Source organism: Pseudoalteromonas sp. SG44-8 (assembly GCF_014164125.1).
Classification (GTDB): Bacteria; Pseudomonadota; Gammaproteobacteria; order Enterobacterales; family Alteromonadaceae; genus Pseudoalteromonas; species Pseudoalteromonas rhizosphaerae.
In genome coordinates this window covers 36,117-60,401 of the sequence record NZ_JACJEQ010000021.1, presented here as the reverse complement: position 1 = coordinate 60,401, position 24,285 = coordinate 36,117, and the positions used below count along the sequence as shown (strand labels likewise).

Sequence of the window (24,285 nt, the reverse complement as noted above, 5' to 3'; positions counted from 1 at the left end):
TAAACAACATGCATCATATTTGCGCATTAATACTTTTGCAGGCTAGTGAAATTAATCCCTATTCTCTGATGGCTGACTTTATGTTGCCCCATAACTAAAGTGAGACTGTCTTGGTTTATAAAAGTAGCTTTGAGTTATGTTGGCTCGATTAATTATTACACTGGCGGCTATGTTTACATCACGTTAGTATAGTGCTTCAAATAAGTTACAAAATGATAATTACATGACTTTAAAAACCAATGCTTTAATTTATTTTTTAGCCTTTACTAGCGGCTTTAGTATTATGGGAATAGAACTACTTGGCGGGCGAATTTTAGCGCCTTTTTTTGGTAGTAGTGTGCATATTTGGGGCAGTATTATTACTGTGTTTATGCTCAGCTTATCGTTTGGCTATTTATTGGGAGGAAAGCTTTCAATTCGCCAGCCTTCGTTAACCAAATATGGTTTAATATTTTTAGTTGCCAGTATTATGGTGCTGCCCATTGCATTATTTGCCCAGCCAATTATGGCGTATATTTTTTCTCACATAGAAGACAGCCGTTATGGCTCGTTATTGGCCTCTACAGCGTTGTTTTTTGTCCCTACTATTATTTTAGGCATGATTTCGCCTTACTCTGTGCGTTTATTAGTGACCGATAGCGAGCACAGCGGCCAAGTTGCTGGCGGCTTGTATTTTGTCAGCACCTTAGGCAGTGCCTTAGGGACTATTATTACCTCGTTTTACATGGTGCTAGCGTTTGATGTGAATACCATTATTTTGGGTTTCGCGACGACATTAGGGCTATTAGGTTTATTGGCAATTGGCGTAAATCAATTAGCTAACAAGGAGAAACACAATGTTTAAGTATTTGCTCGTGACCTTACTGTTAATTGGGTTTAGCAGCCAAGCTAAGGTGATCCATCAAGAGCGGTCGCTTTATCGTAATATTTTAGTTGAAGAGACCGGCGATTTACGCTGTTTAAAGTTTGACGAAAAAGCCCGTAAAAGCAGTCAAAGTTGCATATATAAAAGCAACCCACAAAAGCTAGTGTTTAATTATACCAAACTCACTTTTGCCAGTTTACTACTGATAGACAATCCAAAAAATGTACTCATTATCGGGCTTGGCGGCGGCACCTTATCAAATGTGATCAGCGAGCTATACCCTGACGCCATGATTGAAAATGTTGAAATTGATCCCGCAGTTATAAAAGTGGCGCGTGATTATTTTGCTTTTAAAGAGAACGATAAAGTCACTTCGAAAGTACAAGATGGGCGTATTTTTATTAAACGCGCAGCAATCCAACAAGCCAAGTATGACTGGATTATTCTTGATGCATTTAATGGTGATTACATCCCTGAGCATTTACTTACTAAAGAGTTTTTTGCGGAAGTGAAAAGTGTACTGGCTGATGGTGGCGTAGTAGCGGCAAATACCTTTTCATCAAGCAAACTTTATGAGCATGAATCTGCCACTTATGAAGCGGTATTTGGTGACTTTATTAATGTGAGCACTGAGAAAAATAGTAATCGAATTATTTTAGCTGGCTTTAATAAATTTCCAAGTCCTGTGCAGCTAGCACAGCGAATAGAAAAGCTAACCCCGTTATTAGCCCCCTATCGCGTTGATATCAAAGCGGTGAGCGAAGGGATGATTTCGACCAAAGATAATAAAGACTGGCCTAGCGATACAAAAGTACTCACTGATCAGTACTCACCCGCAAACTTACTCAATTTCTAAAGTTTACGGCCATTTTTACTACACTTAGGCCAGCTTGCTGGCCATCAAAGCTAACTGCTAATTCCCCCTTTTTAAGTTAATACCCGATTAAATTTGTAATCGAATTTTCCCTCATAGGTTAGTTTAAGGTTCCTGCTGCAATGATAGATAGTGTGCTTTGAGCGAAAGTTATAGTTAGGCTTGTCTTAAGTATTTCTTAAGAATTGCCTGCTATTGTTAAACTAATTATTTTTCTAGGTATTTTTAGGGGCTTAAAAAGTGGTGATTATTTCTCGGTCTGTATCACGGTTTATGCTTGTGACGGCACTTTTTACTGCTATGGCGAGTGCGCCAGTGTTAAGTAAAGAAACCGTTGTGCCAGTTATCTCCAGTCAGCAACAACTAACCGATAAGTTAGCAGAGCTTAAAGGCCAAGTGGTATTTTTAGATTTTTGGGCTTCGTGGTGTACACCTTGTCGTAAGTCTTTTCCTTGGCTTAATGAAATGCAAACAAAATACCAATCGCAAGGCTTTACGGTGTTGGCAGTTAACTTAGATGTTGAGCATCAAGATGCGGTTGATTTTTTAGCACACACTCCTGCTGATTTTCCCATTATTTATGATCCTGATGCACTAATAGGCAAACAATTCGATTTACTCGGTATGCCAAGTAGTTATGTGTATGGCCGTGATGGCAAAATAAAATATCGCCATATTGGCTTTAAGAACAGTAAAAAAGCGCAATACGAGCAAGAAATAACTCAGTTATTAGCCGTTCAGCCTTAAGAGGTAATGATGAAAAAATTAATAAAAAATAGTCTCCTAACGATGTTAATACTATCTGCAACTGGGTGTGTCAGTATTGGCGTAGAACCGTGGCAACGAGATCTATTAGCTAAAGATGAAATGTCACTCAGTGGCGGATTAGATGCTGCGGTTGACGATCATATTTACTTTAGTAAAGAAGCCTCCAGTGGTGGACGCAGCTTTGGTGGTGGAGGCTGCGGATGCAACTAGTCGACTCACAAACCGAAAAGAACCAAACCAGTAATATTGCTTCAGCACTAGGGCTGGCTGCTTGCGCATTACTAGGCACAGCGCCTGCAGAGGCGCAAATAAACAAAGATTGGCAGTTTGACACCGCTGTGTTGTATTACGGTGAAACAGATCGTGTTATGGCAACAGAGGCGATGATCAACGCCAATAAAGAATTTGCTGACGAGCACTTTTTAAATTTACGGCTAACCTTAGATACATTAACGGGTGCCTCAGCAAATGGCGCGGTAGCACAACCGAATGTACAAACATTTACCCGTCCTTCAGGCAATGGCCAGTATGATATTCAGCCTGGTGAAACACCGCTGGATGATACCTTTCGTGATACGCGTGTACAGCTTAATGCCCAGTGGACTCAACCCTTGGCGCAGGATTATACCGTCAGTGGTGGCGTGCATATTTCAAAAGAGTATGATTATTTATCGTTAGGTGTTAATGGTAACTTAGCCATCGACTTTAATAAAAAGAACACTACTTTGTCGTTGGGCGGCAGTTATTTTAGCGATACCTTTACCCCCGAAGGTGGTATCCCGAAAGCATTTGCATCTATGCCAATTGGTGACAGTGAAAGTGCGGCTTGGGACGACACTTTTAACAGTACGCGACGCACAGATCAAGATGATAAAACGACCACCGATTTACTTGTCGGTGTTACGCAAATCATCAACCGTAGAATGCTAATGCAGTTTAACTATTCATATTCAATGGTGGATGGTTACCAAACGGATCCGTTTAAAGTGCTTAGTGTGGTAAATAATGATGGTTTAACACAAGATTATCAATACGAGAACCGCCCTGATGAACGTACCAAGCAAAGCCTATATTGGCAAACCAAATACCATTTTGACAACAGTATTGTTGACCTTTCATATCGTTATATGTGGGATGACTGGGAGATAACATCGCATACGGTTGATTCACGTTGGCGTCTATTACTGGGGGACGACAGTTACCTAGAACCGCATTTTCGCTACTATCAGCAATCGGCGGCAGAGTTCTATCAGCCATTTTTAAATGCAGCAGCGCCTTTGCCGCAGTTTGCTAGTGCTGATTATCGTATTGGTGAAATGGATACTTACACGCTGGGTTTAGAATACGGTACTAAGCTTAGTAATGGCCACAGTATGTCGGTACGTGCTGAATATTACACTCAGCAGCCTACCAATAATGGGTTTGAGCAACCTGGTGCGCTGGCATCACTTGATTTATTCCCAAGTGTGGATGCGGTAGTGCTACAATTTAGTTATTCATTCTAACGAGTTATAGGTTAAGTTACTAACGTGGCTGCACAAGTAATATCAATCCATCCGCAAGCCGCTGGTCTAAGTGTAAAATTTAACGCTATGGCCAGCCCTTGTGAATTGTTAGTCGATAGCGTCGATCAGCAGCTTGGCGAGCAACTTGGGCAGCTGGTTGCAAACGAAGTGTGGCGTATTGAACAGAAATACAGTCGTTACAATACTCAAAGTGTTTGCTCTGCTATAAATCAAAGCCAAGGGCTGCCACTTGCCATCGATGACGAAACCTATGCTTTACTTAATTTTGCCAAGCTATGCTTTGATTTAAGCGACGGGCTATTTGATATTAGCTCGGGTATTTTACGGCGTGTATGGCATTTTGATTGTTCCGACAACTTGCCAACTCCGGCACAAATAAGTGCATTATTGTCTAATATCGGTTTCAACAAAATTGTGTTTGATCAGTCCAGTATTATCTTGCCTAAAGGTATGGAGCTTGATTTTGGAGGGATTGGCAAAGAGTATGCAGTTGATAAATGCATTCAGTTACTCCAAGCACACAGCCCTGTTGCAGCGTTAGTTAATTTAGGGGGCGACTTAGCTGTCACCACTGAGCGTAGTGACGGTCAAGCCTGGCAAATTGGCATTGAACATCCGGGCTTTGTACAACAACAAACTATGGTGGTGTCTTTGCGCAGCGGCGCTCTGGCAACCAGTGGCGATGCTAAGCGTTATTTATTAAAAGACGGCATTCGTTATAGCCATATTCTTAACCCTCTCACTGGCTGTTCGATCACTGATGCACCGCGCTCTGTTACCGTCGCTGCGCCGCAATGTATACAAGCAGGCATGTTAGCAACTCTGGCCATGCTACAAGGTCGCGATGCGCAGATATTGCTCGATTCACAACCCCTCCCCCATTGGATCATTCGCTAATTTGCTCAACACAGTGATATTAAATCGTTTTTAAAGCCCTCTTTGCCGTTATTTTTTAAATCGTTTCGATATTTACTTAGCATGCTAAGTAATGTTAAACTAGTTAGCATGCTAAGTAACTAGGTACTATTATGATTTCATCACCTCCTTTTCATGAAACTTTAGATTTAAGTTTATGCGGTAGCATGGGGCGCGTTTTTCGACTCTGTCGCGATGCCGTTACTCTCGCTGTTGAGCCTTTAGGGTTAACACAATCTCGTTGGACTGCGATGATCCATATCCATCATTTAAAACAAGGTGTTACACAACAAGAACTGGCTAGCAGTTTGGGGATTGAAATGCCTTCACTAACGCGAACAGTTAAACAGTTAGAGCAACAAGCGATTATTGTCCGTCGCATTGACAGCGATGATAAACGTAGTCGTAAAATCTATTTTACTGAGCAAGGATTACTATTATTAGATGCGCTTAGAGACATTATGGCTGAAGTTAAAACACAACTTTATGCAGAACTTACAACGCAGCAGCTTGATACTATGGCCTATGGTTTAGTGCAAATGGAAGCCAATGCTCGACGTTGTATTAGCCACTTTTCTGGAGAGAAATAATTCATGACACCGGATCAGAAATTTGCCCGCTATGTAAAAATATCATTAGTTGGGTTTATTTTATTGTTCGCTTACTTTGTCGTTGCCGATATGTTTTTACCGGTTACTCCGCAAGCGCGCGTATATCACCCTGTAGTACAAGTAACGCCACAAGTAAGTGGCCGCGTGAACCAAGTATTGGTGAATAATAATCAAGCGATTAAAGCGGGTGAAGCGCTATTTTTAATAGAAGCAGCCCCTTTTAAATTAGCACTAGAGCAAGCACAACTGGCTTATGCTGATGCGCAGTTGCAAAACCAGCGCTTAGATAGCAGTGTTAAAGCGATACAGGCTCAGCTAGCTGCTGGAAATGCCAAGCTGCATGAGCAACAGTTGTTATTTGATCGCAGTGAATCGTTATTGAAAAAACGGTCTATTTCGGAGCAAGAATACGAAACAATTAGTGCTAATTATCAATCAAGTCAAGCGAATGTCGCAGCTATTGAAGCACAGTTAACCGAGGCAAAACTGGCGCGTGGACAATTAGGCGAAGACAACCTAGCATTACGCCACGCGCAAAACCAACTGGCACAAGCGAAGCTCAATTTATCATACAGCATAGTGACTGCTGATGCTGATGGTAAAGTCGCAAACTTGCAAGTAAGCACCGGAACATTTGCTAATAAAGGTCAACCGATGTTAGCTATTGTGGCCAATAAAGCTGATTTAGTGGCTGATTTTCGTGAAAAATCGTTAGTTAATATCAAAGTGGGCAGCAAAGCAAAAGTAACGTTTGATGCTCTGCCAGGCCAAGTATTTGCAGCTACAGTGAGCTCTTTTGAAGCTGGCGTAAGTAATGGGCAGCTCAATGCTAATGGCTTATTAAGCAGTACTGAAAGCAGTAATCGCTGGGTTCGTGATGCGCAGCGCCAACGTATTCACATTGATTTAGAGCAAGCACAGCTATTAAGTAAACTACCTAGTGGTGCACGTGCAACAGTGCAGCTACTGCCTGAGTCAGTAATTGGGCAATGGTTTGGTGTCATGCAAATTCGCTTTATCAGTTTACTGCATTACATTTACTAATAAGGCTTTATTATGTCTGCATCAGTCCCTGTAAAACTAGACCAGAATGGCCTTCGGCAAGCGTTGCGTATCGCTGGCGGCAGCGCGTTGGGATTTAGTTTATGTAAATTGATGAATTGGCCAAATGGTATTTTCTTCACCGTTTATCCTATGTTGTTATTAGGATTAGTGCCGATTTTAAATGCACATATCATTCGTCAGTTTTTTGCCAGCGCGGCATTTAGTGGGTTATTTGTATTAATAGTACAGGGTTTATTTTCTCATTTACCAGTGGCGATGACCTTGCTGTGCTTTTTAGCGTTTGCATTTTTGTTTTATCAAATGAGCTGTGGTGCTAACTTTTTGTTTGGTGCTTTAAGTGTCGTTAGTTTATCTATTCAACTGCACTTTTCTAGTTATGTTGGTAATGGCACGAGTATTTATCCGTTGATCATCAGCAATGGTTTAGCAGTCGTAGTGACCGTGTTAGCGGCGGTATTAATGCACTTTGTATTTCCTGATGTTGCACCACGCCAAGGTCGGGTGATGCCAACAAAAGCAAAAGAGAGTATTCGCCACGAAGTACTGTTGTGCGCTACGGTTGCTACACTGTCGTTTGTGATTTTTCAGGTATTTGATTTACAAGATTCAATTTCAGCACAAGCGGCATCGATCTTAATTTTGTTTCCTTTGTGCTGGAAAGCCGCTGGCATGGCTGGCTGGCAACGAGCAATTGGCACATTAATTGGTTGTAATTTAGCGTTAGTATCGCAGCTGTTTTTGTATAATCACACCGATATTCTGATTTTTCCGGCGCTGATCTTGTGGATTTTAACTTTTATATTTAGCCGTTATCATATTTTAGGTGGCGGTATTCCTGGTGTTGGATTTGGGGTTATTACCACATTTGGAATTTTATTTGGTCAGTCTCTCGGACCTGGGCAAGACTTGGTTTACAGTGCGCTTTATCGGTTTTCGTCTGTATCGGTTGCGATAATCGTGAGTTTATGTGCGGTGTATATTATGCATCATATTCTTAATCGGTTTAGTGTCACCCGTCATCATACTTTCGACTAATATAATAACCGCCTTAGTCAGTTCCTTATGCACTAGGGCGGTTATTACTTTGTTATACTAACTGTGTTTAAATAATGATCACTTTAGGCGTGAGTTTATAAACCACTAATTAACACAATCGCTACTCAACGATGCGTTAAGCTGATTTATTGCGAGTGTTATTTTCGCGGGATCAACCATAAAGTCAGCGCGCCTAACAATATCCCCCAAAATGCCGAGCCAATAGAAAATAAAGTAAGATCAGAGGCGGTGACCAAAAAAGTGATCATTGCCGCCTCAGTGTAGTAACTATCAGACAAAGCTTGCTGTAAGCTCGAGGCAATGGTGGTGAATAAAGCAATCCCCGCCAAGGCTAAAATAAGTGCTTGTGGCAAACTTGCCACTAAACCCACTAGAGTCGCTGCTCCAATCGCCATCAGGATATAAAAACCACCGCCCGCGATACTTGCCCAGTAACGCTTTTTAGGGTCGCTGTCGGCATCTTCACTCATGCAAATTGCCGCAGTAATAGCAGCTAAATTAATGGCATAGCCACCAAAGGGGGCAATAAGGATATTACTAAAACCAGTGACATTGAGCGCTGCAGAGACGGGTGCAGGGTAATTATGTGCTTTTAACACTGCAATGCCTGGCAAGTTTTGTGAAGTCATGGTGACGATATAAAGCGGAATACCTACGCTGATCATCGCTTGTAAATTAAATTCAGGAGCGATAAACGCAAACTCGCTCATTTTCCATTGCCAACTGCTGGTATCTATTTGCCCTGTAACGCCAGCCATTACAAACCCAGCAATCAGTACCATAAGCATCGAAAAACGTGGCATTAAACGCTTACAGACTAAATAAACCAGCACCATCGCACCAATTAGCAATGGTTTTTCACCCATAAAGTTAAATACATCTATGCCAAAAGTCACTAAAACACCGCCAAGCATTGCACAAGCAATTTGACTCGGGATACGTTGCATTATTTTTTCAAACCAGCCAGTGATCCCTGATATAAATACCAGTAAAGCACTGAACATAAATGCGCCTACAGCTTGATTTAAACTATAACCTTGGGCACTGGTAATGAGTAAAGCGGCACCGGTTGTTGACCAGGCAATTAAAATTGGGATTTTATAGTAGTACGATAAGCCAATTGAAGTGACACCCATCGCAAGACCTAACATAAGTACCCAACTTGCAACGAGCTCCGCTGTGCCACCTAGCACAATAACGACTTGGTAAATAAGTGCGATAGAGCTGGTAAAACCGATGATCACCGCAACTAAGCCCGCAGTTAAACGGTTTAATAGTTGATTTGAGAGTTGCATGTGGTTCCTAAATCGTTGAATTCAATCGTTCTATTTATACACAAATATTACTTTGATGCTAGGGCGTGTTTATCTTTCGAGGTTACTTATGACTAAGGTCTTACTGGTTGGAGAAAGTATTGATGTTCTGAGGTAGTGATAAAGTGTTAGATTTGTAATGGCGACGGTGTAACAGTTTTCACACGTCACCAATGACAGCTTAGTATACAAAGCAATAGTCGTTATTTACGACTAAAATTTTACTGTACTACAGCGCTTAATATGGGGCTTGGAGTAGGCTGTTCCATCGCTGCTTTACTGTCTTCATCCAAGGCTAAGCTTAAATTCTCTGGGCGGTCAAAAATACCCAAGCGAATGCGAATAAAATGCAAGATTTCACGAGCCACATTGATCCCCAGTGCAGCTTCTAAGCCTTCAAATCCAGGGCTTGAATTTGCTTCGCAAATTTTAAAGTGATTATCATCAAATAATAAATCAATACCAGCAACGTCTAAATTGAGTACATTAGCTGTTTGTGTAGCTAACCATTCAATCTCTGGAGTAATTGGGTGCGGTTTACCAGTGCCACCTGCACTCACGTTCGCTTTAAAGTTTTTACCGCCAGAGTTTCGCTCCATACATGCGACAGCACGGCCACCAATAGTGAGTACTCGCAAATCACGACCATGGCTAGATTTAACAAACTGTTGCAAGATGATATTAGCTTGCGGGTTGGCGGCTTCAATTAATTGCATTAAATCGTCAAATTCGCTTTTTGACTTTGATAAAAATACGCCACTGCCCTGCGAGCCTGAAAGTGTTTTAATCACCACTGGAAAGCCTATTTGCCTATCTACTAAGTCGATATTTACTGGAAATTTTACCAGCATAGTATTTGGTGTAGGTAAGTTACGCTCAGCTAAAATTTGCTGTGCAAACAGTTTATCTTTTACCGTCTCAATTGATTGTGAGCTATTAACGCAGTACACCCCTAGTCGCTCGAGATGGCGAATAATTGCTAGTGCAAAATAGGTGGTGCTGGCGCCCATGCGAGGAATAACAAAGTCAGGCAAAGTTGTGGTTACACCGTCAATTAGAATGCTTTTGCCATCTTCGCGGGTGATAGTTAAATCAAATTGATCGGGAGAGAAAACTTGTAAATCGATACCTTCTTCTTTTGCTGCGGCCAGTAAACGCTCTACTTCGTAGGTCTCTTGTTTTAGTAATCCAGCACTGTCTTTATAAATGATCCAGCCACGCATGGTATTTCCTCTTGAGTATTGATCCGCAGCTCACAGAAAAAATAGGCTCACTACGTTATAGATGTTCACAGTCACTTATGATGATGAGAGTCTGCGGCAAAAGACGCGGAGTATGAGGTTCATCTGATGTGCAGTAAAACAAATAAATTTTATCGTCACGATAATATTATTTTTCATATCTCATTTTGGTTAATCAATAGTAGGTGTTTTTTTATTGCAATAAAGTATGTATCTACAAAAGGTATAATTGATAAGTTAATGTTAACTTAACGCGTTGTATTTTTAGTATTAAAGTTATTCATTCATAACTTTTATATATTTAATTTATTAACTGTAAGATTAATATGATAAATATTGAAAGTTTCGTTTTTGTTTTCGGTAACAAATTTATGCTTGCGATTTAATTTACTCTGATGTAAAAATAACAATATATTAACCTTTAGATCTAAAAGAGAGACAAATGAAAAGGGCTATTGCATTTATTGTTATCGTTCCGATCAGTGCTTTTTTGCTATATGAGTTCGTTATCTACAAAGAAAGCAATGTAACCCATTCGGTTCCTACGAGTGACGTTCAGTTATCGACTATAGCGCCTAAGTTAGGGGCTAAAACATCACCAGATATATCGTTACCAAGAATTTTAGCTAAACCTAAAGTAGCTGTAAATCAAACACATGATGAATTTGATGCTATTAATCGACTCTCAGAGAAAGCAGAGCAGATTCTCAAAGCCTCAGGATTTTTGCCTACAGATTTACATAATGAGGTTTATATAGAATTTGACTTAGTTGCGCTCAGAAAGCTCAAGCAAGGTGATAATTTTGATCTAGCTATTCCACAAACCGCTGAAACCTTTAGCGCAGAGGTTACCAATGTAATTGCTGCTAGCAATGGTGATAAAAGTATTTTTGGCCGAGTGCTTGGTGCTGATGGGCGATTTCACACCACCGTGATGACTATTGGCGCAGACGCTATATATGGCCAATTAACTGCACCAAGCGGTAATTATGTATTTGAAGGTAAAGGGCAATATGGTTGGCTTGCGACAAAGCGAGATCTTTATAAAAACCACATGGAACATCAAGTCACAAATCAACCCACATTAGAGCCAAGCAATGGTGAGGATCCGTTTGCACCAAAAGCAGAAGGTAATAACTTATAGAAATTTTTCAGAGCAGACTTTAACACAGTAATACAACACAACCTGACAAGGAACTACTATGAATAAACGACTAACTACTTTAGCTGCATTATGTGCATTAGGTATGACTGCAACTAGCCACGCCGCGACTATTGATATTGCGATTTTATATACAGATCAAGCGGCGGCCGCCACTGCAAACATTAATACTAAAATTAACCAGTATATTGCTTTTAGTAATCAGGTTTATAGCCAAAATGGTATTGATATTTCACTGCGTTTAGTAGGCAGCGAAAACTTAGGTAATCATGCAATTACACCTTCTAGCAGCTGGCTAAATTCAGTCACTAACAGTAGTTATATTCAAGGTTTACGCAATAGTTGGGGGGCAGATATGGTTGCGGTGCTTGGTACTGGTCAAAGTGCTGGCAGTAACCTAATTTCGTGTGGTATTGCGTGGGTTGGCAATGGCAGTAATGGTAATTTATATAGCTCAGTAAGTAACAGTATGTACAGTATTACAGCGGTAGATTGTGGAGCAACAACCTTTGTACATGAATTAGGTCACAATCAAGGCTTAGCACACTCTCGTAAGCAAGGTGATACATCAGGTGGTGTTTATGTTGATGGTATGGGCCATGGCGTACAAAATCAGTTTGCCAGTATTATGGCGTACCCTCATGTATTTGGTAGTGCCACGCAGTATGATTATTTTTCTAACCCGAACTGGAGTGTTAATGGTATTCCTTACGGTGTAACTAGTGAATCGTTTGCATGGCGTACAGTAAATGCCACTAAAGACAGTATTGCTAACTTTAAATAGCGTTTATTTTTAGTGAACAGTTTTTCCCTTTTGAGCGCATTAGCGCTCTTTTTATTATTTAATTTAAAGCAGGCCAAAGTGTTGCGCCATCGCCATCGATTGCATTGAGTACTTTAATTCCCAGTACTTTGGCAATAAGTGGGTAAACATCTAAGTTATTTACTTCATCGATTACTAATGAATTTTTAAATGCTGGGCCATTGGCAATAAAGGTTGCCGCCATATCTTCGCTATAAGCATAGCCATGGGTACCTAAATAGCTTACTTTACCGGTATCAGCAAAACTTCTTGGTGCTGTGGTTTGTAAAATAATATCACCAGTTCGGCCATTGTTAGCATAGTGATAAAGCTTACGTTGTTCATCACTTAGTACGGTATAGCGCCCTTTTGCTGCTTTCGTTAAGTGTTGTTTATATGCTGTGATCTCAGCTTTTGTAGTGCCTTTATTAGCATAGATCAATACTCTCGGTCCGGTATTTTTAACCATAAACTTGTCGTCTTTCGGTAAGCTACTGATAGCAATACTTTGGTTTGGCTCAACGGTACTCATACCATGATCGGAGACAATCACTAAGTTAACATTTTGCTCTAGTTCATTGAGGCGTTGCTGTAATTGCCCCATTAATACATCTACTTCTTTTACCGCTTGCTTGGTTTGCTCCGCATCAGGCCCATATTCATGGCCCATACTATCTACCAGTGAAAAATAACTAACAACTAATTGCGGGCGCTGCGCTGCTGGCAATGTTAGCCATTGAATAATTTGATCAACACGATTTTGATAATTACTGTGTTTTGAATAATGGTAAAAGTAATTCGGCAGCATGCCATTAAATCGCGCATCTGATTCGGGCCAAAAATAAGCGGCTGATTTTAATCCCTGCATCGACGCCAAATTCCACAGTGGAATGCCGTTGAACCATGTGCTGTCGTCTTTCCCTTTTCCCATGCTATAGCATTCATTTCTTTGTGTATCGCAAAAGCGGTTATCTACTACGCCATGATTAATTGGCAATAAACCAGTAATGATAGATATATGATTAGGAAATGTTTTAGTCGGATATACCGGGCGCATTTTAGTTGCGCGAACTCCCGATTTAGCTATTGCGGCTAAATTTTCAGCACCGTGTTTTTCGATGTAATCCCAGCGGAATCCATCAAGAGAAACAAGTACTACGGTATTATTAGCAGAGTTTCTATCGTCTTTAGCGTGGCTAAAAGAGCCATAAATGAGCAATGCTAATAACAGAAAACTTAAAATAGGCTTCATTGTATTAATACCTTTGTTGGGCGTTATTGGTAATCAGAAAATAAACAAATACGTTACGATATGCTTATGCTTAATATGCAGTGTACCGCTATTTTATGACCGTGATAATTATTAATAGATAAATTTATGTGCGAACAGCAGTCATAGATATTAATTTAGTAAACAAGCTGTTAGATTAAAAGTAGACAATAAAAGGAGCGTCTATGATCGATTTCAGCAAAAAAATAACGTCAGCGCGTGAGCTGCGCTCAACCCCTAATTTACAGATGGCGTTAGAAAGCGATCGTGGCCGTATCATCAATAGTGCTGCAATTCGCCGCTTACAACAAAAAACGCAAGTGTTTCCGTTGGAGCGCAATGCTGCGGTACGCTCGCGGTTAACTCACTCTCTCGAAGTACAACAAGTTGGGCGTTTTATAGTGCAACGCATCTTTGCGAATTTAACGGCCAAACAACAAGCTGAATATGGCCTAACAGGATTAGAGAGGCCGCTAGAAAGTCTGGTTGAAATGGCCTGCTTGATGCACGATATAGGTAATCCACCGTTTGGTCATTTTGGTGAAGCGGCGATTAATCACTGGTTTAACGCAAATTTAGCAACGCTTACCCCTCAGCGCTGCGCCGATCCACACACGGGAATTGGCTTAATATTTAAACATTTAGCACAAGATATTTGTAACTTTGAAGGTAATGCGCAAGGTATCCGTATTGTACACTCACTGTTATCACTTAATTTAACCTATAGCCAAACGGCTGGTATTTTAAAATACACGCGTCCGGCAAGTATGGCTAAAGAAGATATACCACGAACTAAAAATTATTTGATGAAAAAAGTAGGCTTTTACTACAGTGAAAAAAACTTTGTTGAAAGATTGCAAAAAGAGCTATTGATAGAGCCACAATGTCGCCACCCCGCCAGTTATATAATGGAAGCGGCTGATGATATTTCATATTGCTTAGCTGATATTGAAGATGCCGTAGAAAAGGGCATCATCACTGTTGAGTTATTATGCGATAAACTCAAACAGCATTATCAAAAAGTGTTAACTAATCTTACTATTGACGATGCAGAACATCAGCACGTGGTCGAAAAAGCAGTTAACTATGCCCTCGATAAGGCCGCTCAGCAACCTTATAACTTTAATAGCGAGTTTTTTATTTATTTACGGGTAACTCTACTCCACCCTCTGGTTAATTATGCGGCCAAACGTTTTATAGATAATATTGAAGCGGTTTATCATGGTGATTTTAATCAAGCCTTGTTAGAAGACCGCAGTCATTTACACGCTATAACCACCACTTTGAAACAAGTGGCGTTTGAGTATGTGTTTTCACATAAGGAAGTCGGTAAACTTGAATTACAAGGCTATCGAATTATCAATGGATTACTTGATTGTTATAAGCCATTACTGCTGTTAAGTCATGATGACTTTAAACGGGTGGTCAAAGGGGATGGTCGCTTCTTAATTGAAACACGGTTGCTCAAAAAACTTTCGAAAAAGCATTTAAATAGCTATTTACAAGCCATTGAAGCGATGCAAGCTGAACCCGATCATGTACTCGCTTATGAGTTTTATTATCGCTGTCGATTTATTCAAGATTATATCAGCGGCATGACAGATCAATTTGCTTACGATGAATACCGTACCTTGATGGTAATTGATTAGCAAAACACACTGCTAGATAAATTTGCGCACAACTATTAAACTGGGTTTATTGTGTTATTTTGTTTAATAGATTTATGATGGCTCACGTATTACGACTTTGCTTATTTATTTTATTTACTTTTAGTTTCAATAGCTTTGCTAAATACAGTGAAGCTATGTGCATTTTGTATAAACAACAAATGCAACAATACAGCGATAATACAAGTAGCCGTAGTTATCGAAATGCGGCAAAAGATTATAAAAACAACTGCAGTAACCCACCTCCAGCGTCTCAAGCGCAACCAGCACCTGTAGTGGTTGCACCAAAAACACATGTTGATAATAAAATAAAATCTACATTAGAGACGCAAAACTCGACTGTAAACCCCCTTGACAGCAATTCGTCAGTAGCCAAAAATGAGCCAGCAGAAGTTCAAAGGGAGGCGTCTGTAATTGTTGAAAATGTTGAGAATGTCCAAAGTATTGAAGTTGAGCAAAAGAGCAGCGCAGAAACCACAGTCGAACAGCCGCTTGGGCAAAACAATGATGAAGTTGACGCTACACCCGAAGCCGTAATAACAAGCGAACCTGCGACGATAAAGGTAACAGCCCCAGAACCAGTGCGCACTGAGTCGGATTCGTTATTAATGCCAAGTTTATTGTTGTTAGTAGTTTTATTATTAGCTGCAATGTTGCTGCTGCGCTTACGCGCTAACAAAAAAGCAGCAGTTGAAACTGCACCGCTAATTCCTGCAACTGATGAGGTTTCAAGTACAGAAGCCGCTGTATCAAAATTAACCCCCGCAAAGGCTGAGCCCGTAGCAAGCGAATCCACTGTTGCGCCAAAAAAAGCGGTTATAGCAGAGCAAGTAGTGATTGCAACTCCACAAACTGAAATGATAAATTCAGACGATGTGAACGTAAAAGTTGAGCTAACGCAGCGGCTTTTTAAAAATGAGCATGATTTTAAAGAGCCTGAAGTGCGTATGTTTGATCCTGATGCGCCATTACCAGGTCAGAAACCACAACAACCTAAAGATGTCATAAAGTCTGCGACGATAAATGTTGAAGCTGATCTTGAAACTAATTTAGAACCACACCAAACGACCACAACAGAGCTCGATAGCGAAGCTGAGCAATTACCTAAAATGGATGATGAAAACGTTATTCATTGCGCAACGAATGAAGTAGTAAATGAAATTGTCCATTCGGATGCTGTTAATAGTAGTGGCCAAGTGCTCACATCAGGCCTTTCGCAAATGAGGGAAGTTAAGCTATCAACGACCGTCGATGTTCAACCACAAGCTGATACTTTAACGGTAACTGACAGTGATGATGAAATAGCACAGGCGCTTGCGGCATTAAACGATGAATTAGCAGCAGAGCAGCATAGTGCATCAGAGCAAGATGAAAGAGATGATATATCTGGCGCATCTGTAGCAGATCCAAATCAGAGTAAAGCTAACCCATTTGCTAATTTATCACTCGACCCCACTTGGGATCCAAATTCAAAAGAAAAGCCGACGATTGTCCCGAAAAAAACAGTGCCAAAATCAGCCAAATTAATTGCAGCACAAGAGCGTGCAAAACAGTTAAAAACCGACGATTAATTTATTAATTGTCGCTGGAGATTGATTCTCCAAAGCTCAGACTATTTCGTTTAGTAGCAGCCTGCTCTGGGCTGTTACTTGCTGCTATAAATTACTTTATTTGTATGAGTTAAGATTACGAACCGCTTCACCCTTTTAGCATGTCGCCAACTAAAAAATAAAATCACAACGGTAATAAACAAACAAATACAGACAATCCCCATTAATGAAGAGGCATGCTGTAATAAGCTTGTTTGGGGGAGTGACTTTACGTTTTGAGTAGCTAAACTAATCGATTGCATGCCTTTTCTGGGTAGGATGATTTCATAGACATGATCATTTGGTTGCACTTCGGCACGTTGTAAGTTGCCCGCTGTTTGCCAATGTAATTCAAACTGTTGGCGTTTTTTTCGCTGATGCTCCGTACACCAAAGTGCATTAATGGTGGCGTTTTCTTTAATTTTACAGCGCGCTGGCAACTCATAAAAACTGCGCCATGCAGTCTGTTTTGCCGTGTTGTTATATGAGTGTAGATAAAAACCAGCTGTTATTGGTGATTCAATTATATTCGCGAAGCTGTCTTTATCGGTTGATGTTGTGATGTTTTCTCTGCGATTACAAAAATCAGCTAGTCGAGTGAATAGTGTTGTGTCAGGTTGTTCTAATTGCGGTTGTGTCAAAGGGGAGTAAACAGCGGATGCAGTACATAGCGGGCTGAAACTGAGGGAGATTAATATAAAAATCCATTTTTTCATTAGTTACGTCCTGTAAAAGATGAACGTACAGCCTACCATTATTTTTTGTTATTGCAAACTTTATAGGTACAACCAAATAAGACGGTAACCGTTAAAAGCTTATATTTGGCTTAAAAGCACATGAAAAAATTATTGTTGATTCTAAGTGTGTCAGTACATTGTTGTTAGTGGGATGATACACAATCCCAAGTAATGGTGGTTTTATTAGACCTAATACGAATCTATTTGGTTAGGATAAAATATTGAAAAATAAAGTGTCAATATTAAAACCGTTAACCAGCGTTGGGTAAACGGTTTTAAAAATGCTTTAATGCATGTCTAAGTAGTAATAGAGCATTGTGAAAGGTAAATTATTAGTTTACGTTTAGCGTTTTTGTGCCACATAACCACTAAAACCAAGTGTTTTAAAATACAACTTGCCACTATTGAAGCCTGTTTCATCGAGTAAGTCGGCAAGACGAATTCTATCAAGTGGGAAAAACTCATGCTCAAAATTATGCTGCATGCGCTCTACCCCTGTTTCAGTTAAGCCTAATTGTTTGCTGAGTATCAATTGGGCATCACGCTCAAAAAGTGTTTCTGGACGCATTAAATCGGCTAAATATAATTGCCCATGTGCTTTTAGCTGTGCGCTAATTGCTTGCAACATGGCTTTTTTATCGCCGTTATCTGCCACAAAGTGCATCACTAATAAGCATAATGCGGCATCCGCTTGTTGTGTAAGTTCGGATGGCGAGCCTAAGTGTAAAGTAACCCGCTCACTGATCCCAAGCTCAACAAATCGTTGCTTTGCGATATCGAGCATGTCTTGTGAGGTGTCTTGTGCAGTAAAATGCCATTTAGGCTGCAAGGCAGCAAGGAGGGCGACTTCTTTACCGGTACCGGCGCCTATTACCAAAATATGCGCTTCATCGCCGAGCGTTGCTTGTAGTTGCGCTGCGGTACTGTTGTGCAGCAATTCATACCCCGGTACTAAACGAGGAATGCGAGAATCATACTGCGTTGCTTCGTCTTGTGTAAATGTTGGCATTACTATTCCTTAAATAATTGTAACAGTCGAATAGCCACCAGGTTTCTTGGCGACATGAACTTGGGTAGCAACCCGTTCTGTCATTTGAGATACATGGGAGATCACGCCCACTTTGCGCCCCTGCGCTTGTAATGAATCAAGTGCATCCATGGCAATGCTTAATGTTTCACTGTCTAACGTACCAAAGCCTTCGTCAATAAACAAAGAGTTAATACTTACTTTATTGGATGACAAAGATGCAAGGCCCAGCGCAAGTGCCAACGAGACTAAAAACGACTCGCCGCCGGATAAGGTATTAACTGAACGTTGCTCATCGGCCATGTCCTTATCAACAATGGCGATATCCAAGGTTTGCTCAATAGCTGTAAGTTCATAGCGTTTGTTTAACGTTCGTAAGTGGCTGTTTGCATAGTGTAATAATATTTTTAGCGTTTGCGTTTGTGCTAAGTTACGCATGGTTTTACCCGTTGCATCACCCAAGACTTTATTAAGTACATGCCATTGCTCGACGTGTTTTTGCACGGTTGCCAATTCAGTTTGCTTGCCTTGCAGCGCCTGACGGTTTTGATTGTGCTGTTCAAGTACAGTATTGGTTGCAAGCTGTGCTTTGTGCTGCGCAGCTTGCTGATCGTTTAAATTGGCTAACTGTTGAATAAGCTCAGCATGGCTTTGCTTAGGTTTGTCGCTGTTTTGATGCTGTAAGTAAGCGTGTTTGTGTTGCTTTAACGCGGCATTTTCATCTATTAAAGCTTGCGCTAATTGTTCATGTTGCTTTAAATGCGTTTTAATTTCATCGCTACTTAGTGTTAGTAAAATTGTGACCTGTTCGTGGTTTGCATCGCTGTAGCGGCTTTTAAATTCAGCAAACCATTGATTATAGCGAGTATCGAGGTCGGCTTGTTCTTGCGCATTTTCAAGTAACCGTTGCTCGAGGCCTTGCAGCGTTATCGCGTGCTCGTCGCGTTGTTTTATCGCGTTATCGTGCGCTTTTTGGCTGTGCTGAAGCTGTGCTTGGCATTGCTCTTGTTGAGCAGCTAGCTTCGTTTGGTAGTCGTCAGCACTAATGTGTTCATTATTAAATAGCGCTAAGCGCTCACTTTGCGAGCTGCTATGTTGTTGCTGTGCTTTGGCTAAATCATCTTTTAGGTTTTTTAAGATTTGCTCTGTATCACTGATCAGCGGTGTAAACTGCTGCATCTGTTGGTCAGCGCTATCGAGTTGTTTTTGCGCTTGCTCAAGCTGCTCTTGGTTGTGCTGATATTGCTCAACTTGCTGGTTTAACTCAATTAAATTAAGCGAATTATTTTGCAGTTGTTGCCAAAATTGAGCCTCTTGAAATTGTGAACCAAGGGTCGCGGTTAGCTCATTAATTTGTGTGCTTAGCTCACTTAGCTTGCTATTGAGCTGGCTTTGTTGATTGCTTAGTTCAAGGTGGCGTGTATGTAACTGTTGTTGAGCTTGCTGCTCATTTTTAAAGATACTTTGCAGTTGGTTTACCTGCTCTTGCAAGTTGCGCTGTTGTTTTTGCGTTGCATAATACTGTGTTTTTTGTTCATTGAGCGCAATGTAACTGGCCTCCAATTGCTCTGAGGTTAAGTCATTAAGTTCAGTACGGGCCGCTTGCATGGTATGTTTTATTTCAAGCTGTTTAGTCTGTGCAGTCTGTACCGCTTGGCTGTGTTGTGTGTGTTCAGCAACGAGCACAGCATGCTGAGTTTGATGCGAGTGAAGCTCTGCTAGGGCATTTTCGTAGTGCTGTTTTGCAGTTTTATAGTCATTTTCAAAAGCAGCGATCAAGTTAGTTAATTGCTGATCTGCGAATGGGTGTTCGGTTGCTCCACATACCACACAAGGTTCATTTGGCGTAAGTTGAGCACGTAAATGTTCGACACTTTCGCTGGCACGCAAGCGAGCTTGATTTAGTGCGTATTCACTGTGTTTAAGCGTTTGTTCTCTTGTTACAAGGTTCTGGGTTAGCGTTGTTTGTGTTTGCTCGCCCTGACTTAGTTTGCTTGCAATAACACTTTGTTGTTGCGTGCTTTGCTTTAGCTCTTGATTAAACTGTTTGTAACGTTCGCGTTGCTCTTTTAAGTAATCGATACTTTTAAGTTTGGCATCACATTGCTCAATATTAAATTGGCCGTGTTGCTTGTTGAGTTGATCAAGCTTTTGTTGTTCGCTTAAAAGTGTTTGTTCGCTTAGCGTCAGTTTTTTAGTTTGTGTTTCCAGCTGCTCGTTTTGCCGTATAAGCTCAGCTGCTAACTGTGTACTTTGTTCAGTCGTTGTTGCAAATTGCTGCTTAGCGTGCAAAAACTGATTAAAGCTATGCTGATAGTAATTCCAATCACTCGCTAGTTGCTTAAGTTGACTATGCTGGTTTAGCCATTGCTGGTGTTGCTCGGAATGTTTTTTTGCTTGTTGATGACTTGCTTGGCTTTGTTTAAATTGCTGCTGTAAATGAGTAAGTTGTTTTTGCTCTTTTTCATTTTGCCTTGTAATGCTGGTTATTGTTTGTGTTTGCATCGCAAGTTGATTGTCGAGCTCACGCGCTTTAGCAATGATTGGTTCTGCGCTTTTTTGCTGTTGTTTCGCCGTTTGCAAGCTCTCGTTGTGCTTTTCAAGTGCGCTGGCAAGATCAGTAATGAGTGCCATATGATCGATACTCTTTAAATCATTTACCTTGGTATTTAGTTCATTATTTTGCGCCGTTAAGCTTTTAAAGCGATTGCGATTGTCTTTAATTTCCAGTGCACTTTGCGCTTGTTTAGCCTGTTCACTTTGTGTTGCAATGGCTTTAAGCGCTGTACTGGCTTGTTGTTGATTTTGTTGTGCTAGATTAAGTGCTTGCTCTAAGCTATTGGCTTGCTTATACCAGTTTATACCCTGCTCGATGCCAGCTAAGGTTTTTGTAGTATCTTCAATTTGCTGTTTTAAATCATCAAGTAGTTGAGTTTTCGCGGCAAGTTCTTCGTCAGTGAGTAAGGTATAACTGGCTAAACTGGCTTTGAGCAATTCGAGTTTATTTAGCTGTTCTTTATGGCGCTCAAAAATACGTTTACCAATCAAGCTAAATTTATCTGTGCCAGTTAAGCATTCTAAAAGCTGGGCTCGTTCATCACCCGTTGCCTTTAAAAATGCCGCAAACTCATGCTGCGCTAATAATACCGCCCGCGAGAATTGTTCAAAGTTGAGCCCTATTTTACCTTCGACTTCTTTTATGGTGTTGCTTTTATCAGCTATTAGCGTTTCGTCTGGCAAAGTATAGAGGCTGTGCTCAGCTACTTTTAACTTGCCGGTTATTTTTTTATGAGTTCTTTGAATGGTATAGCGCGCGCGATAGAGCTGTTTATCTTGGCCTAAAAAATCGACCTCGGCAAAACCTTCCCATTTACCCTTGCGTAATAAGTTACGTGGATCATTTAACTTTATACTGTCGCCATTAAAATCTATTAAGTTACCTTTATCACCTCTTAATCGAGCTGTTTTGGTATAAAGGGCTAAGCAAATCGCATCTAAAAAAGTACTTTTTCCTGCACCGGTGTCGCCCGTTATGGCAAATAAACCAGCATCCCTTAACGGTGCTTTGGTAAAGTCGATTTCGGCGTCAACAATTGAGGCTAAGTTATGGATGCGTACTGCGGTTATTTTCATAGTTGTTCTTGCTCCGCAAGTTCGCTTATTACATCGTTTAAAAGGGCTTTTAGCTCATCCGGGACAGCTTGCCCCGCCATGTCTTTGTTATTGGCAAACGCTTGCTCTAATAACATTTGCGGGTTGAGCATTTCGACTTGGCTTAAATCTTCAAAGACAGTTAAACGCTGCTCTTTATTTTGCTGACGAACGCGTTCTATGCCGCAAAAGCGCACTTCTTTGTTCTCTAGTGCTTTTTCAATTTGTTCTCGAAAAGTTGTATCGGTATCCCCTGCACTGAGCTTTACTCTTAAATACGGAGCTTGGCTATATTGGCTTAGGTCTAGGCTCGATAGTTGTTGGCATAATTGTTCAAGAGGTACGCACTCACCTTCAGGTAATAGAATCACTTCTGTTGGGCGAGGAATGTAAAGGGGGTTTACAGTCACTGCAATCGTATCATCAGTGGTGGTTGTAAACTCAGCAACACTTACTTGGTGTTTATAGTTGCGCTCTGAAAACGACATCGGCATTGGTGTACCGCTATAGCGGATAGTCTCGGACTTTGCGACTATTTGCGCTTTATGCAAGTGGCCCAGCGCAACGTAATCAGCATGATTGCTAAACACGTTTGCTGTGACTGATTCTTCTCCGCCAATTATCAAATTTCGCTCAGAATCACTGGAGATATCGCCGCCCTTGGCATGTAAGTGCCCCATCACTATCAGCGGCGTTGTTGCAGGCTTATCAATGAGCGCATGCTCAATACTTAGCTGGTACGCCTTAGCTATGCCTTGAGCGTAATCGTGACCGTTTTCAGTGTGACTAAGTGAACTAACATCACTGGCACGTAAAAATGGCATTGCAACGATATGAGCTGTTACAGAGTTGCTATTTAAACGCAGTACCACATCTGCTGGATTATTCGCATCAAAACGGCCTACGACCTGAGTATCAAACTGAGCAAGCAGCGGCTGGGCGGCCATTATGCGATTTGCAGAATCATGATTACCGGCAATAAGCACTATTTGCAATGCAGGGCAGTGCTTTTTGGCATCTTTTATAAATTGGTAGAGTTGATTTTCACTGCTAGCAGGCGGGGTAGCTGTGTGATAAATATCACCAGCGACTAACAGCAGATCTATTTGTTGTGTGACGAGCGTGTCTATCAGCCAACTGAAAAACACCTGATGCTCTTGGCAGCGATTGTGTTCGTAAAATTGTTGGCCTAAATGCCAATCTGAGGTATGTAAGACTTTCATGTCACGCTCTTAAAAAACAGTTAAGAGCGTCAATATACCCAAGCTAAATTAAGATGCAAGGGCACAAGCTGAATCTTTAACTTGTTAGGTTATACCAAGCAAAGATCACCATGGGTAAAGCTAACAATGCCAGCACTAATGGTACTTTGAGTGCTTTGGTTTGTTTGGCCTGCAGTACTTTTAACGCATTCGTTTCGTTACAGGCAGCTACTTTATCAATATAAAAATAACCTGAATCTAAATACTGTTTACAACTTTGTTCATCTGCTGGAATTGCAATTACTTCTTGTTGTTTTTTTAGGATATAAAAATCCATATGCCCACCGCATTTTACTAGTATGTTGAAACACTTTTGAGGAGAAAAGCGATGCTTTTAACCCCCTCAAATCAAAAAAGTGGGCGATTTTAAATACAAATGACTATAAAGGTCAACTAAAGAATTCATTATTTAGCCATTAATACAAAAATAGCCGAAATTAAGCTAAAAGTTATGCTTATAACCACCAAACTACTGCATAAAACAAGCCACTTTTTACGTTTTTTACTATGTTTTGGAAAGCGATCGAGTGCGTCGTTTTTATCGCAAGCCGCAACGACTTCAACAAACTCGAAGCCCCGCTTTTGATATTCATTTAGTTGCTCAGTCTGAGCTGGAATTGCCGCAACACTATTATCTTTTTTTACAATGTAAAATTTCATTGGTTACCCCTGCAAGCTGTCAGCTAGCTTATTCAATACTATGGTAAGAGGGTTTACTACTCATCGTTTAGGTTAACGTGTTTACAAATTGTAAAGCTAACTGTAATAGACTTGCATTAATTAAGCCTGAATTTCGTACAAAAGTTGCTGTAAACCCCCTTTACAATAATTGCCTTGTTGTTAATCATCAGTATTTAAGAATAAGTTATTTTTTACCCTATAAA

General features: G+C 40.7%; 22 protein-coding genes. 13 read left to right on the top strand and 9 right to left on the bottom strand.

The window, feature by feature from the left end; genetic code table 11:
* The first annotated feature begins 223 nt into the window (after positions 1-223).
* From H5163_RS15380 to H5163_RS15340, 9 genes are all read left to right on the top strand, one after another.
* On the top strand, positions 224-844 hold the full coding sequence (locus H5163_RS15380) for a fused MFS/spermidine synthase (RefSeq protein ID WP_182735482.1): 621 nt from the start codon (positions 224-226) through the stop codon (positions 842-844).
* Positions 837-1,721: a spermidine synthase gene (locus H5163_RS15375; RefSeq protein WP_149980333.1), complete on the top strand. Its 885-nt coding sequence runs from the start codon at positions 837-839 to the stop codon at positions 1,719-1,721. Before H5163_RS15380 ends, H5163_RS15375 begins: the two co-directional genes overlap by 8 nt.
* Before the next feature lie 291 nt (positions 1,722-2,012).
* A complete protein-coding gene (locus H5163_RS15370; RefSeq protein ID WP_182732002.1) occupies positions 2,013-2,486 on the top strand; it encodes a TlpA disulfide reductase family protein in 474 nt (157 codons plus the stop codon).
* A gap of 9 nt (positions 2,487-2,495) precedes the next feature.
* Positions 2,496-2,717: a DUF4266 domain-containing protein gene (locus H5163_RS15365; protein WP_182731994.1), complete on the top strand. Its 222-nt coding sequence runs from the start codon at positions 2,496-2,498 to the stop codon at positions 2,715-2,717.
* Positions 2,708-4,012, top strand: a complete 1,305-nt coding sequence (locus H5163_RS15360) for a DUF3570 domain-containing protein (RefSeq protein ID WP_182731993.1) — start codon at positions 2,708-2,710, stop codon at positions 4,010-4,012. The genes H5163_RS15365 and H5163_RS15360 overlap by 10 nt, the downstream gene beginning before the upstream one ends.
* 24 nt (positions 4,013-4,036) lie before the next feature.
* The gene (locus H5163_RS15355; RefSeq protein WP_310736649.1) at positions 4,037-4,930 is read left to right on the top strand and encodes an FAD:protein FMN transferase; all 894 of its coding nucleotides are present in this window, start codon (positions 4,037-4,039) and stop codon (positions 4,928-4,930) included.
* A gap of 131 nt (positions 4,931-5,061) precedes the next feature.
* Positions 5,062-5,538 carry a MarR family winged helix-turn-helix transcriptional regulator gene (locus H5163_RS15350; RefSeq protein WP_182731992.1) on the top strand — a complete coding sequence of 159 codons (477 nt, stop codon included), beginning with the start codon at positions 5,062-5,064 and terminating at the stop codon, positions 5,536-5,538.
* Positions 5,539-5,541: 3 nt separating this feature from the next.
* Complete coding sequence (locus H5163_RS15345) at positions 5,542-6,603, top strand: HlyD family secretion protein (protein ID WP_145238909.1); 1,062 nt, start codon at positions 5,542-5,544, stop codon at positions 6,601-6,603.
* A 12-nt stretch (positions 6,604-6,615) separates the two neighbouring features.
* Complete coding sequence (locus H5163_RS15340; RefSeq protein WP_145238906.1) at positions 6,616-7,659, top strand: DUF2955 domain-containing protein; 1,044 nt, start codon at positions 6,616-6,618, stop codon at positions 7,657-7,659.
* 158 nt (positions 7,660-7,817) lie between these two features.
* Here the strand turns inward: H5163_RS15340 and H5163_RS15335 are convergent, their stop codons facing one another.
* Positions 7,818-8,975: a benzoate/H(+) symporter BenE family transporter gene (locus H5163_RS15335; protein WP_145238904.1), complete on the bottom strand. Its 1,158-nt coding sequence runs from the start codon at positions 8,973-8,975 to the stop codon at positions 7,818-7,820.
* 239 nt (positions 8,976-9,214) lie between these two features.
* The gene (locus H5163_RS15330; protein ID WP_145238901.1) at positions 9,215-10,216 is read right to left on the bottom strand and encodes a RimK family alpha-L-glutamate ligase; all 1,002 of its coding nucleotides are present in this window, start codon (positions 10,214-10,216) and stop codon (positions 9,215-9,217) included.
* A gap of 460 nt (positions 10,217-10,676) precedes the next feature.
* Between H5163_RS15330 and H5163_RS15325 the strand changes: the two genes are divergently transcribed.
* On the top strand, positions 10,677-11,378 hold the full coding sequence (locus H5163_RS15325; RefSeq protein WP_182735481.1) for a hypothetical protein: 702 nt from the start codon (positions 10,677-10,679) through the stop codon (positions 11,376-11,378).
* 58 nt (positions 11,379-11,436) lie between these two features.
* On the top strand, positions 11,437-12,180 hold the full coding sequence (locus H5163_RS15320) for a zinc-dependent metalloprotease family protein (RefSeq protein WP_182735480.1): 744 nt from the start codon (positions 11,437-11,439) through the stop codon (positions 12,178-12,180).
* 58 nt (positions 12,181-12,238) lie between these two features.
* Here H5163_RS15320 and H5163_RS15315 read toward each other — a convergent pair whose 3' ends face one another.
* Positions 12,239-13,450, bottom strand: a complete 1,212-nt coding sequence (locus H5163_RS15315) for an ectonucleotide pyrophosphatase/phosphodiesterase (RefSeq protein ID WP_145238892.1) — start codon at positions 13,448-13,450, stop codon at positions 12,239-12,241.
* Positions 13,451-13,653: 203 nt separating this feature from the next.
* Here H5163_RS15315 and dgt point away from each other — a divergent pair, with 203 nt between their 5' ends.
* Complete coding sequence (gene dgt / locus H5163_RS15310; RefSeq protein WP_182735479.1) at positions 13,654-15,117, top strand: dGTPase; 1,464 nt, start codon at positions 13,654-13,656, stop codon at positions 15,115-15,117.
* Positions 15,118-15,191: 74 nt separating this feature from the next.
* Positions 15,192-16,706 (top strand): hypothetical protein, encoded by a 1,515-nt coding sequence (locus H5163_RS15305; RefSeq protein WP_182735478.1) that lies wholly within the window; start codon positions 15,192-15,194, stop codon positions 16,704-16,706.
* 74 nt (positions 16,707-16,780) lie between these two features.
* Here H5163_RS15305 and H5163_RS15300 read toward each other — a convergent pair whose 3' ends face one another.
* From H5163_RS15300 to H5163_RS15275, 6 genes are all read right to left on the bottom strand, one after another.
* The gene (locus H5163_RS15300; protein ID WP_182735477.1) at positions 16,781-17,440 is read right to left on the bottom strand and encodes a hypothetical protein; all 660 of its coding nucleotides are present in this window, start codon (positions 17,438-17,440) and stop codon (positions 16,781-16,783) included.
* A gap of 364 nt (positions 17,441-17,804) precedes the next feature.
* Positions 17,805-18,470, bottom strand: a complete 666-nt coding sequence (locus H5163_RS15295; protein ID WP_182735476.1) for a class I SAM-dependent methyltransferase — start codon at positions 18,468-18,470, stop codon at positions 17,805-17,807.
* Between the two features lie 9 nt (positions 18,471-18,479).
* Positions 18,480-22,121: an AAA family ATPase gene (locus H5163_RS15290; protein WP_182735475.1), complete on the bottom strand. Its 3,642-nt coding sequence runs from the start codon at positions 22,119-22,121 to the stop codon at positions 18,480-18,482.
* Complete coding sequence (locus tag H5163_RS15285) at positions 22,118-23,362, bottom strand: exonuclease SbcCD subunit D C-terminal domain-containing protein (RefSeq protein WP_182735474.1); 1,245 nt, start codon at positions 23,360-23,362, stop codon at positions 22,118-22,120. The genes H5163_RS15290 and H5163_RS15285 overlap by 4 nt, the downstream gene beginning before the upstream one ends.
* A gap of 76 nt (positions 23,363-23,438) precedes the next feature.
* A complete protein-coding gene (locus H5163_RS15280) occupies positions 23,439-23,678 on the bottom strand; it encodes a hypothetical protein (protein ID WP_145238872.1) in 240 nt (79 codons plus the stop codon).
* A gap of 128 nt (positions 23,679-23,806) precedes the next feature.
* Positions 23,807-24,061, bottom strand: a complete 255-nt coding sequence (locus H5163_RS15275) for a hypothetical protein (protein WP_182731983.1) — start codon at positions 24,059-24,061, stop codon at positions 23,807-23,809.
* Positions 24,062-24,285 lie beyond the last annotated feature (224 nt).

What these genes read in the sequence shown, in the direction of transcription:
- H5163_RS15280 (WP_145238872.1), bottom strand. Translation starts at nt 23,678, where the DNA reads ATGGATTTTTATATCCTAAAAAAACAACAAGAAGTAATTGCAATTCCA.
- H5163_RS15285 (WP_182735474.1), bottom strand. Translation starts at nt 23,362, where the DNA reads ATGAAAGTCTTACATACCTCAGATTGGCATTTAGGCCAACAATTTTAC.
- H5163_RS15370 (WP_182732002.1), top strand. Translation starts at nt 2,013, where the DNA reads ATGCTTGTGACGGCACTTTTTACTGCTATGGCGAGTGCGCCAGTGTTA.
- H5163_RS15275 (WP_182731983.1), bottom strand. Translation starts at nt 24,061, where the DNA reads ATGAAATTTTACATTGTAAAAAAAGATAATAGTGTTGCGGCAATTCCA.
- H5163_RS15340 (WP_145238906.1), top strand. Translation starts at nt 6,616, where the DNA reads ATGTCTGCATCAGTCCCTGTAAAACTAGACCAGAATGGCCTTCGGCAA.
- H5163_RS15345 (WP_145238909.1), top strand. Translation starts at nt 5,542, where the DNA reads ATGACACCGGATCAGAAATTTGCCCGCTATGTAAAAATATCATTAGTT.
- H5163_RS15305 (WP_182735478.1), top strand. Translation starts at nt 15,192, where the DNA reads ATGATGGCTCACGTATTACGACTTTGCTTATTTATTTTATTTACTTTT.
- H5163_RS15360 (WP_182731993.1), top strand. Translation starts at nt 2,708, where the DNA reads ATGCAACTAGTCGACTCACAAACCGAAAAGAACCAAACCAGTAATATT.
- H5163_RS15290 (WP_182735475.1), bottom strand. Translation starts at nt 22,121, where the DNA reads ATGAAAATAACCGCAGTACGCATCCATAACTTAGCCTCAATTGTTGAC.
- H5163_RS15320 (WP_182735480.1), top strand. Translation starts at nt 11,437, where the DNA reads ATGAATAAACGACTAACTACTTTAGCTGCATTATGTGCATTAGGTATG.
- H5163_RS15350 (WP_182731992.1), top strand. Translation starts at nt 5,062, where the DNA reads ATGATTTCATCACCTCCTTTTCATGAAACTTTAGATTTAAGTTTATGC.
- dgt (WP_182735479.1), top strand. Translation starts at nt 13,654, where the DNA reads ATGATCGATTTCAGCAAAAAAATAACGTCAGCGCGTGAGCTGCGCTCA.
- H5163_RS15375 (WP_149980333.1), top strand. Translation starts at nt 837, where the DNA reads ATGTTTAAGTATTTGCTCGTGACCTTACTGTTAATTGGGTTTAGCAGC.
- H5163_RS15335 (WP_145238904.1), bottom strand. Translation starts at nt 8,975, where the DNA reads ATGCAACTCTCAAATCAACTATTAAACCGTTTAACTGCGGGCTTAGTT.
- H5163_RS15330 (WP_145238901.1), bottom strand. Translation starts at nt 10,216, where the DNA reads ATGCGTGGCTGGATCATTTATAAAGACAGTGCTGGATTACTAAAACAA.
- H5163_RS15300 (WP_182735477.1), bottom strand. Translation starts at nt 17,440, where the DNA reads ATGAAAAAATGGATTTTTATATTAATCTCCCTCAGTTTCAGCCCGCTA.
- H5163_RS15380 (WP_182735482.1), top strand. Translation starts at nt 224, where the DNA reads ATGACTTTAAAAACCAATGCTTTAATTTATTTTTTAGCCTTTACTAGC.
- H5163_RS15365 (WP_182731994.1), top strand. Translation starts at nt 2,496, where the DNA reads ATGAAAAAATTAATAAAAAATAGTCTCCTAACGATGTTAATACTATCT.
- H5163_RS15315 (WP_145238892.1), bottom strand. Translation starts at nt 13,450, where the DNA reads ATGAAGCCTATTTTAAGTTTTCTGTTATTAGCATTGCTCATTTATGGC.
- H5163_RS15295 (WP_182735476.1), bottom strand. Translation starts at nt 18,470, where the DNA reads ATGCCAACATTTACACAAGACGAAGCAACGCAGTATGATTCTCGCATT.
- H5163_RS15325 (WP_182735481.1), top strand. Translation starts at nt 10,677, where the DNA reads ATGAAAAGGGCTATTGCATTTATTGTTATCGTTCCGATCAGTGCTTTT.